Source organism: Planktotalea sp., from assembly GCF_039984035.1.
Taxonomy (GTDB): Bacteria; Pseudomonadota; Alphaproteobacteria; order Rhodobacterales; family Rhodobacteraceae; genus Planktotalea.
In genome coordinates this window covers 1-10329 of sequence record NZ_JBDWVM010000098.1, presented here as the reverse complement: position 1 = coordinate 10329, position 10329 = coordinate 1, and the positions used below count along the sequence as shown (strand labels likewise).

Sequence of the window (10329 nt, the reverse complement as noted above, 5' to 3'; positions counted from 1 at the left end):
TCAACCAACGTTGGTTATGTTGGCGCATATGTCATTGGCCTGGCGTTCGCCTTTGGCTGGACGCCATGTGTTGGGCCGGTTTTAGCAACCATTCTGTTCACGGCAGCAGGGGCCGAAACAGCAGCCACGGGGGCCTTGCTGCTCTTTGTGTACGGCGTTGGAATGACCGCACCTTTTGTCTTGGCCGCTATGTTTATCGGGCCGTTTATGCGGTGGGTTTCGGGATTCAGGAAGCACTTGGGCGTGATCGAAAAGATCATGGGTCTGATGTTGATCCTTTTTGGAATTTTGATCGCTACCAACTCTGTGAACGCTATCGCGCAATGGATGTTGGAAGTCGCCCCTGACCTATGGTTTCTGCGTTGATTTGGCGGGCGCAATACAAACTATAAAATTCATGTAAGTGAATTTGTTGTTGCGTAATGTCGATTCTGTAGGCTACGGTATACCGAACATAGTGTTTGGGAGGACGCATGAAGAATTCTTTCATAGGCGCAGTCGCAGGCGTTGTAATCGCCAATGGCTTGCATGCAGAAGAGGTTCTGCCAACGAATGTTGCCTACAGTGATGGCGCGGTTGAGCAATCTTTGTCTGGTAAAGCGGGCGATGTTGCGACAGGCCGGATTATCGTTGGCGACAAAAGTCAGGGCAATTGCGTTGCGTGTCACGTGGTGTCTGATTTGGCGGACGTTCCATTCCAAGGTGAAATTGGGCCGATGCTCGATGGCGCCGGTGATCGTTGGTCAGAAGCAGAGCTTCGCGGGATCGTTGCGAATGCAAAGATGATGTTTGAAGGCACAATGATGCCTGCATTCTACAAGACCGAAGGCTTCATCCGCCCAGGCAAAGCATACACAGGCAAAGCCGCGGACGATACGTTCACCTCAATCCTGACTGCTCAGCAAATTGAAGATGTCGTGGCCTATTTGACCACGCTGAAAGACTAGGCGCTGGACCGCTACGGCGGCGCTACAGAAGTAAACGACCTTATCTGAGGTCTGAAGGAGAAAAGTTCATGGAACTGACAAGACGTAATGCAATCATCATGGGAGCTGCCGGAGCGCTCTTCTTGAATGGTTTGCCCACGCAAGGTTTTGCTGCGGCTGGCGAAGAGGCCATCGCTGCATTCACTGGCGGCGCTGATGTGGCCGAAGGCGATCTCAAACTAACGGCGCCAGAAATTGCAGAGAATGGCAACACCGTTCCTATCGAAGTGTCTTCGGGTTCTGCTGCCGAGATCATGGTTCTCGCAATGGGCAACCCGACGCCAAATGTAGCGACCTTCAAATTCGGTAAACTGGCTGCGTCGCGCGCAGCGTCTACTCGCATTCGCCTTGCCGGAACGCAAGATGTCATCGCAATTGCGAAGCTTGATGACGGTTCATTCGTCAAAGCCTCTAGCACTGTAAAAGTAACAATCGGCGGCTGCGGCGGCTAACTTCTCGAAGGAGAGATCAACATGGCAAAAGGTGTAAAGCCCCGCGTCAAAGTCCCTAAAACGGCGGCTGCTGGCGATACGATCACGATCAAAACTCTGATCAGTCACAAAATGGAATCAGGTCAGCGCAAAGACAAAGAGGGTAATGTTATCCCGCGTTCGATCATCAATCGCTTCACCTGCGATTTCAATGGCGAGAACGTCGTTGATGTCACGCTGGAACCCGCGATTTCCACGAACCCGTACTTCGAATTCGAAGCAATGGTCCCCGAGGCGGGTGAATTCAAGTTCACTTGGTATGACGATGATGGATCTGTCTATGACACATCCAAAAAGATCGCGATCGGGTAAGAAAACTGTCTTGGGAGGGACACCATGAAGAAATTGACAGGCGCCTTTCTGGCGACAGCGCTCATGACGACTGTGTCTTATGCTGATCCAGCAGATGACAGCCTTGTTCTGAACGAAGAGACTCCAATCGTGACGCGCACCGCCGCGCCTGCGCATTTGTCTGACACGTTGGACGAAGTAATGTCAGGTTGGCTTTTTCGTGGTGTTGAAACCCGAGAGATGCAAGCGGATGACTTCGACAATCCGGGCATGATCTTTGTCGAGCAGGCCATGGAAGCGTGGGAAACTGCAGATGGAAGTGAAGGTAAGTCATGTGCTTCTTGCCATGAGGGCATCGAAAGCATGGCGGGTGTAAAGCCGACTTATCCCAAGTGGGATGAAACGGCAGGCATGGTTCAAACGCTTCAAATGCAGATGAACGAATGCCGCACAGAACGTATGGGCGCCGAAGCGTGGGGTTACGACAAGGGTCCAGCGATCAATATGGAAGCGGCGTTGTCCTCCGTTTCCCGTGGCATGCCGGTCAATGTGGCCATCGATGGGCCAGCTCAATCCACTTGGGAGCTTGGCAAGGAGATGTATTACACACGGACTGGTCAGCTTGAGTTGTCCTGTGCCAATTGCCACGAAGACAGCTATGGTATGATGATCCGCGCGGATCACTTGAGCCAAGGTCAAATTAATGGATTTCCTGTGTACCGTCTGAAGAACACGAAACTGAATGGCGTGCATTCACGCTTTAAGGGATGTGTTCGCGATACACGTGCTGAAACGTATAATCCTGGTAGCGAAGAGTTCGTCGCGCTTGAGCTATACGTAACATCGCGTGGTAATGGTTTGAGCGTCGAAGGGCCTTCAATCCGTAACTAAACTCTTAAACGACCCCGTCCTATTGAGGGATGGGGTCGTTTTGTCTTAATATAATTCACAAATGCGAATATGTACGCATGACTTGGAGACCTTGATGATTTCTCGCCGTGATTTTCTACAAACCAGCATGGCTGCTTCCGCTCTTTATGGCAGTTCTGGATTCGGCAACTGGGCAAGGCTCGCCGCGCAACAAAGCCTGACCCAAGACAAGCTTTTGGAATTTGATACGTTCGGAAACGTCTCGCTTATTCATGTCACCGACATTCATGCGCAATTGGTTCCGCATTACTTTCGTGAGCCTGAGGTCAACATTGGAGTCGGGAACAACAAAGGCGCTGTCCCGCATATCACCGGTGCAGATTTTAGAAAGCTATACGGCATCGACGATGGTAGTCCGTCTGCCTATGCGTTGACCTACAACGACTTTGCCGCGCTCGCGAAGGGCTATGGACGTGTTGGTGGATTGGATCGCGTTGCAACAGTGATCAATTCGATCCGCGCTGATCGCCCGGATGCCCTTTTGCTCGATGGTGGCGATACATGGCATGGTAGCTATACTTGCTACCACACGCAGGGTCAGGACATGGTCAATGTCATGAATGCGCTCAAACCGAATGCGATGACTTTCCATTGGGAATTCACGCTTGGTTCTGATCGGGTTGCTGAGATTGTCGAAGGTCTGCCCTTCGCAGCGCTGGGTCAGAATATTTTCGATGCAGAATGGGATGAGCCAACAGAGCTGTTCCCGCCCTACAAATTCTTTGAACGTGGCGGGGTTAAGATCGCTGTCATTGGTCAGGCCTTCCCGTACATGCCGATCGCCAATCCGGGTTGGATGTTCCCTGAATACTCATTCGGTATTCGCGATGAGCGGATGCAAGAAATGGTGGATGAGGTACGCGGCCAAGGCGCGGAGCTTGTTGTTTGCCTAAGTCACAATGGTTTTGACGTGGATAAGCAGATGGCCGGCAAAGTGACAGGGATTGATGTGATCCTTTCGGGTCACACGCATGATGCATTGCCAGAACCCGTTCTTGTGGGCGAAACGATTATCGTTGCGTCTGGCTCCACTGGAAAATTCGTGAGCCGCGTTGATCTTGATGTACGAGATGGGCGCATGATGGGGTTCCGTCATAAGCTTATTCCAATCTTCTCGGACGTGATTACACCTGATCCCGAAATGACGTCGTTGATCGACGAACAGCGAGCGCCGCATGTTGATAGGCTTCGTGAAGTGATCGGGCGCACGGATGAGGATCAAACCCTTTATCGCCGTGGGAACTTTAACGGCACGTGGGATGATCTGATTTGCGATGCTTTGATTTCCGAGCGCGAGGCCGACATTGCGTTGTCGCCAGGTGTTCGTTGGGGTCCATCGATCCTGCCGGGTCAGGACATCACGCGGGAAGACATTTGGAACGTGACATCCATGACGTATGGGCAGGCCTATCGCACCGAAATGACGGGCGAATTCCTGCATGTGGTTCTGGAAGATGTGGCCGACAACCTGTTCAACCCTGATCCCTATTATCAGCAAGGCGGCGACATGGTGCGCGTTGGGGGCATTGGGTATCGGATCGATATCACCAAGCCGCAAGGCAGCCGTATTACAGAAATGACGTTGCTCAAAACGGGCGAGGCGATTGACGCCTCCAAGACCTATCAGGTCGCCGGTTGGGCAAGCGTGAATGAAGGGACCGAAGGTCTGCAAATTTGGGACGTTGTCGAGGCGCATATTGGCAAGCTCGGCACCGTGTCCCTTGATCCCAACAACAGTGTGAAAGTGGTCGGCGCATAAGCGTTTGATCCAAGTGGAGGCATCTGAATATGTCAGATAGTGAAACAGGCAAAAAAACATCGCGCCGTGCGTTTTTACGCGGTGCAGCTGCGTCTGGCGCAGGCGTACTTGGCGCGGGCACGGCACAGGCGCAAACCGGGGACCCGCTTATTACTGACGTCCAACCTTGGGCGCAGTCTTTTGGAGATGGTGTAGATGCCGTGCGCTACGGTTTGCCGATTGAGCACGAAAGCGACGTGGTGCGTCGCAATGTTGAATGGCTTACGGCAGATACGGTGAGTTCTATCAATTTCACGCCAATTCATGCGCTTGATGGTACGATCACGCCGCAAGGCTGTGCGTTTGAGCGTCACCATTCTGGCGCGATTGACCTTAAGAAAGAAGACTATCGTCTGATGATTAATGGTCTGGTCGATACGCCATTGGTGTTTACCTATGCGGACCTCGAACGCTTCCCGCGTGAGAACCATGTGTATTTCTGTGAATGCGCGGCGAATACGGGGATGGAATGGGCAGGCGCACAATTGAATGGCGCGCAGTTCACCCACGGTATGATCCACAACATGGAATACACGGGCGTTTCGCTGCGCACGCTTCTTGAGGAAGCTGGTCTCGATACGGCAGATGATCTTGCAGACAAATGGGTCTTTGTTGAAGGCGCGGATGCCTCGTCTAACGGGCGGTCCATCCCTATGGAAAAGGCGCTCGACGACGTGCTTGTCGCGTTCAAGGCCAATGGTGAAGCGCTGCGTAAAGAACATGGTTATCCTGTGCGCCTCGTCGTGCCCGGTTGGGAAGGCAACATGTGGGTCAAATGGATCCGCCGGATCGAAGTCATGGACGGTCCGGTCGAGAGCCGCGAAGAGACCAGCAAGTACACTGACACCTTGGATGACGGCACCAGCCGCAAATGGACATGGGCAATGGATGCGAAATCCGTTGTGACAAGCCCAAGCCCGCAAGCGCCGATTAAACATGGCAAAGGACCATTGGTGATCACGGGTCTTGCATGGTCGGGTCGCGGTGCGATCACGCGCGTGGATGTGTCCAAGGACGGCGGTAAAAACTGGGAAACTGCCCGTCTTGCCAAACCGGGTGAGAAGATGGCGCTGACGCGGTTCTATCTCGATACGGATTGGGATGGCTCAGAGATGATGCTGCAATCCCGCGCGATGGATGACACAGGCTATGTACAGCCGAGCAAGGCGCAACTGCGCGAGGTGCGCGGGCTCAATTCTATCTATCACAATAACTGCATTCAAACATGGTTGGTGCGTGCAAATGGTGAGGCTGAAAATGTCGAAGTTTCTTAAATCTGTTGGCCTCGTTACTGCGGCGTTCCTGATCGCAAGTCCTGCTTTTGCGGAGAAGTTTGGCCTTGGGCGCACTGCGCTTCCTGAGGAGATCGCGGCGTGGGATCGCGACATCAGACCTGACGGCACAGGCCTACCTGATGGCGGCGGCGATGCGTTCACTGGCGAGGAAATTTTCGCTGATAAATGTGCGGCATGCCACGGTGATTTTGCTGAAGGTATCGACAATTGGCCCAAGCTGGCAGGTGGTGCAGATACTTTGGATCACGAGGACCCGCTTAAGACGGTTGGGTCTTATTGGCCATATCTCAGTACGGCTTATGACTACATCCAGCGATCCATGCCGTATGGCGATGCGGGTACGTTAAGCAATGATGAAACCTACGCAATTCTGGCATACATCCTCTATTCCAACGATCTGATCGAAGACGACTTTGTACTGTCCAAGGAGACGTTTTTTTACGTCGAAATGCCCAATGCAAATGGCTTTGTAGTCGATGATCGCGCCGAGACGGAATATGCGCAATGGTCAGTCGAGCCGTGCATGAAAGATTGCAAGGACGAGGTAAAAGTGACTATGCGCGCCATGGTCTTGGATGTGACGCCAGAAGAGGACAACGCAGCAGCTGACACGTCTGAAGACGTCGTTGTAGCGGCTGAACCAGAGGTTGTCGTGCCAGCGTTTGATCCTGAACTGGCCGAGAAGGGCGCGAAGGTTTTTCGCAAGTGTAAAGCCTGCCACCAAGTTGGCGAAGGCGCTAAAAACCGCTCTGGTCCGATCCTGACGGGTATCGTTGGAAAGGCTGCAGGTGCGGTTGATGATTTCAAATACTCTAAAGCGCTCAAAGCCGCTGCAGATGGTGGGTTGGTTTGGAGCGAAGACGAGCTCGCAGCGTTTCTTGCAAAGCCTAAGAAGTATCTTAAAGGGACCAAGATGTCCTTTGCGGGTCTGAAAAAGGAAAGCGACCAAGCTGCCATTATCGAATACCTAAAGTCGTTCGAGGAATAAGGTGATCCGGTCGTTATATATAGCATTGGCAGTTGCTGCGACATTGGTTGTGGCGCCTGCCTATGGCGAAGAGATCGGTAATCCTGAAAAGGGGGCTGCCGTCTTTAAGAAATGCAAAGCGTGCCATCAGGTTGGTGAAGGTGCCAAGAACCGTGTCGGTCCGCAACTCAACGGTATTTTCGGCAAGGCGGCAGGCTCTGACCCGGATGCGAAGTATTCAAAAGGCATGAAGCGCGCTGGCGCGGATGGTCTGATTTGGACGTCTGAAACTCTGGATGCTTTCATCGAAAACCCCAAAGCTTTGGTGTCCAAAACGAGGATGAGTTTTCGTGGTATCTCTGATCCAGCAGATCGAGCGAACCTTTTGGCCTATTTGCGTGTCTATTCAGATAATCCAGCAGACATTCCAGAGGCGGAGCCGACAGCAACATCGGATGGGCCTGTCTTGGATGCTGCCATTCTCGCTTTGGTTGGCGATCCCGAATATGGCGAATACCTCGCGAGCGAATGCCAAACGTGCCACCAAACGAGCGGTGCGAACGATGGAATTCCAGGAATTTCTGGCTGGCCGACAGAAGACTTTGTCGTCGCAATGCACGCTTACAAACAAAGGATGCGACCGCACCCTGTCATGCAGATGATGGCGGGGCGTTTGTCTAACGACGAGATCGCGGCCTTGGCCGCGTATTTTGAAGACCTCGAATAACGAGGCACTACTCTGGGAGGAGAGAATATGAAACTGAACAGACGCCTGTTTTTGGGCACTGGTGCTGCTGCAGCGGCTACGTTGAGCGCACCCACAGTATTTGCTGATGGTCATGGCAAACCACGCGTTGTCGTCGTCGGCGGCGGCGCAGGCGGTGCAACGGCCGCGCGCTATCTTGCTAAAGACAGCAAAGGCGAGATCGATGTTACGCTAATCGAACCGACGCGCATGTATTACACATGCTTCTTTTCGAACCTCTATTTGGGCGGCGTGAAGGAGTTTGACGACCTTGGACATTCCTATGGCAACCTTGCCGCTGGAGGCGTCAATGTTGTGCATGATTGGGCCGTTGGTGTGGACCGTGATGCGAAGACTGTTTCGCTCGCGGGTGGCGGTGCATTGCCTTACGACAAACTGATTTTGTCACCTGGCATCGACTTTGTCGAAGGTGCTGTTGCTGGATGGGATGTGTCGTCGCAAAACGCGATGCCACATGCCTACAAGGGTGGCTCACAAACTGAATTGCTCAAAGCGCAGATCATGGCGATGCCAGAAGGCGGGACATTTGCAATGGTTGCGCCGCCAAACCCATATCGCTGCCCTCCTGGCCCGTATGAGCGGATTTCAATGGTTGCGCACTATCTCAAGGCCAACAATCCAAGGGCCAAGATCATCGTTGCTGATCCAAAGGCGAAGTTCTCCAAAATGGCGCTCTTTCAAGAGGGTTGGGCTGACAACTATGATGGCATGATCGATTGGATTGGTGCTGATTTTGGTGGTGGCGACGTGTCCGTTGATCCAGCGGCAATGACAGTGACCATCGATGGTGAAGAAACAAAAGTGGACGTGTGTAACGTTATCCCAGCGATGAAAGCGGGCCGCATTGCGGAACTGGCTGGCGTCACAGATGGCAATTGGGCACCTGTAAATGCGGCCGATATGTCGACGAAAGCAGATGCAGATGTGTATGTTCTTGGCGATGCATCATCGCAAGGTGATATGCCGAAGTCTGGTTTTTCTGCGAACAGCCAAGCGAAGGTTTGTGCCAACGCAGTGCGCGGTGCTTTGACAGGATCCAAAGTGTTCCCTGCGAAATTCTCTAACACATGCTGGTCCCTGATCGACACGGACAACGGTGTCAAAGTTGGCGCGACCTATGAAGCGACCGATGAAAAGATCGCGAAGGTTGATGGATTTATTTCTTCGACTGGCGAAGACGCGGCGTTGCGTAAAGCGACCTATGAAGAATCCGAAGGATGGTATGCGGGCATCACCGCTGACATGTTCGGATAAGAAAAACGAAGGCCCCCAACTTATTTGGGGGCTTCATTCGCTAGGCGCTGGGAGACGAATAATGAAGGTACTTTGGCTAGTAGCGGCGCTTAGCCTTTTGGGGGCAGGGATATCTGCTGCTGATGAAAGCGCGACCGTTTATACCTTTGACGGTGATTTTGACGATGCGACTTTCGGCGTTGAAAGCGCGATCATCGATCAGGGCTTGGTCATTGATTATGTCAGCCACGTGGGCGAGATGCTTAACCGCACAGCCGACGATGTGGGCAGTGATACCAAGCTTTTTGACGCCGCTGAGATTTACGTTTTCTGCTCTGCCGTTTTGTCCCGCAAGATGATGGAAGCGGATCCAATGAACATCGCGCATTGCCCGTATGGCATTTTCGTTGCCGAACGCGGCGGCGAAGTGATGATCGGGTATCGCAATTATCCAAGTGGCCCGATGCAAGAGGTGCAAGCCTTGCTCGACAGTATCGTGCAAGAGGCCCTAGGGGAATGATGGACTATCAGACCTATTTTAAGTCCGCGCTGAAAGATCTGCGCGATCAAGGTAACTATCGCGTATTCGCGGACCTTGAACGCCATCGCGGTGCGTTTCCAAAGGCCACATCGCGCGGTGATCAAACCAGTGAAGTGACGATTTGGTGCTCTAACGATTACCTTGGCATGGGGCAGCATCCAAAGGTTCTTAATGCGATGCATGATGCGCTTGAACGTTGTGGCGCTGGCGCTGGCGGCACGCGTAATATTTCTGGTACAACCCATGATCATGTCTTGTTGGAGCATGAACTCGCCGATCTACATGGCAAAGAGGCAGCACTGCTGTTCACGTCAGGTTATGTGTCGAACTGGGCGGCGCTGGGAACATTGGCCAGTCGCATTCCTGATTGCATCGTTTTGTCTGATGCGCTGAACCATGCGTCGATGATCGAGGGTATCCGCCAATCAAAGGCCGATAGGCTGATCTGGAAGCACAATGACCTTGCTGATCTTGAAGCCAAGCTCGCAGCGTTGCCGATTGACCGCCCAAAGCTGATCGCATTTGAGAGCGTATATTCCATGGATGGTGACATCGCGCCGATTGCCGCGATCTGCGATCTTGCTGATAAGTATAACGCGATGACCTACTTGGATGAGGTGCATGCCGTTGGTCTATATGGTCCGCGCGGCGGTGGCATCGCAGAGCAAGAAGGTCTCATGGATCGTTTGACGGTGATAGAGGGAACGCTTGGTAAGGCATTCGGTGTGATGGGTGGGTATATCACAGCCTCGACCGAACTTTGCGATTTTGTGCGCAGCTTTGCGAGCGGGTTTATCTTTACCACAGCATTGCCACCTGCTGTTGCCGCAGGAGCGGCGGCATCAATCCGTCATTTGAAGGCGAGTTCAGAAGAGCGCATTGCGCAGAAGGAGAAGGTTGCTCTGGTGCGCGAGAGGCTTACTGAGCTTGGTATTCCACATGTTGAAAACCCAAGTCACATTATTCCTGTGATGGTTGGCGATACTGTGAAGTGTAAATTCATCTCTGATGTGCTACTCAAGGACTATGGA

At 52.8% G+C, this 10329-nt stretch carries 12 protein-coding genes; all 12 read left to right on the top strand.

Annotated features, from left to right (window positions below; genetic code table 11):
- Positions 1 to 366, top strand: a 366-nt coding sequence (locus ABJQ89_RS04300; protein ID WP_348495030.1) for a cytochrome c biogenesis protein CcdA, incomplete at its 5' end; no start/stop codon positions are given.
- A gap of 107 nt (positions 367 to 473) precedes the next feature.
- Positions 474 to 947 (top strand): sulfur oxidation c-type cytochrome SoxX, encoded by a 474-nt coding sequence (gene soxX, locus ABJQ89_RS04295; RefSeq protein ID WP_348495029.1) that lies wholly within the window; start codon positions 474 to 476, stop codon positions 945 to 947.
- Between the two features lie 68 nt (positions 948 to 1015).
- Positions 1016 to 1438, top strand: coding sequence for a thiosulfate oxidation carrier protein SoxY (soxY, locus tag ABJQ89_RS04290; RefSeq protein WP_348495028.1), 423 nt, complete (start codon positions 1016 to 1018; stop codon positions 1436 to 1438).
- Between the two features lie 21 nt (positions 1439 to 1459).
- A complete protein-coding gene (gene soxZ, locus ABJQ89_RS04285; protein WP_348495027.1) occupies positions 1460 to 1789 on the top strand; it encodes a thiosulfate oxidation carrier complex protein SoxZ in 330 nt (109 codons plus the stop codon).
- Positions 1790 to 1813: 24 nt separating this feature from the next.
- Positions 1814 to 2659, top strand: a complete 846-nt coding sequence (soxA, locus tag ABJQ89_RS04280; RefSeq protein ID WP_348495026.1) for a sulfur oxidation c-type cytochrome SoxA — start codon at positions 1814 to 1816, stop codon at positions 2657 to 2659.
- Between the two features lie 94 nt (positions 2660 to 2753).
- The gene (soxB, locus tag ABJQ89_RS04275; protein WP_348495025.1) at positions 2754 to 4457 is read left to right on the top strand and encodes a thiosulfohydrolase SoxB; all 1704 of its coding nucleotides are present in this window, start codon (positions 2754 to 2756) and stop codon (positions 4455 to 4457) included.
- A gap of 29 nt (positions 4458 to 4486) precedes the next feature.
- Positions 4487 to 5770 carry a sulfite dehydrogenase gene (gene soxC / locus ABJQ89_RS04270; RefSeq protein ID WP_348495024.1) on the top strand — a complete coding sequence of 428 codons (1284 nt, stop codon included), beginning with the start codon at positions 4487 to 4489 and terminating at the stop codon, positions 5768 to 5770.
- Positions 5754 to 6779 carry a c-type cytochrome gene (locus tag ABJQ89_RS04265; RefSeq protein ID WP_348495023.1) on the top strand — a complete coding sequence of 342 codons (1026 nt, stop codon included), beginning with the start codon at positions 5754 to 5756 and terminating at the stop codon, positions 6777 to 6779. The genes soxC and ABJQ89_RS04265 overlap by 17 nt, the downstream gene beginning before the upstream one ends.
- A 43-nt stretch (positions 6780 to 6822) precedes the next feature.
- A complete protein-coding gene (locus ABJQ89_RS04260; protein WP_348495032.1) occupies positions 6823 to 7485 on the top strand; it encodes a c-type cytochrome in 663 nt (220 codons plus the stop codon).
- A gap of 27 nt (positions 7486 to 7512) precedes the next feature.
- Positions 7513 to 8778 carry an NAD(P)/FAD-dependent oxidoreductase gene (locus ABJQ89_RS04255; RefSeq protein WP_348495022.1) on the top strand — a complete coding sequence of 422 codons (1266 nt, stop codon included), beginning with the start codon at positions 7513 to 7515 and terminating at the stop codon, positions 8776 to 8778.
- A 61-nt stretch (positions 8779 to 8839) separates the two neighbouring features.
- Entirely contained in the window at positions 8840 to 9277 is a 438-nt protein-coding gene (locus ABJQ89_RS04250) for a DUF302 domain-containing protein (protein ID WP_348495021.1), read from the top strand.
- On the top strand, positions 9277 to 10329 hold a 1053-nt coding region (gene hemA / locus ABJQ89_RS04245; protein ID WP_348495031.1), incomplete at its 3' end, for a 5-aminolevulinate synthase. The genes ABJQ89_RS04250 and hemA, both read left to right, overlap by 1 nt.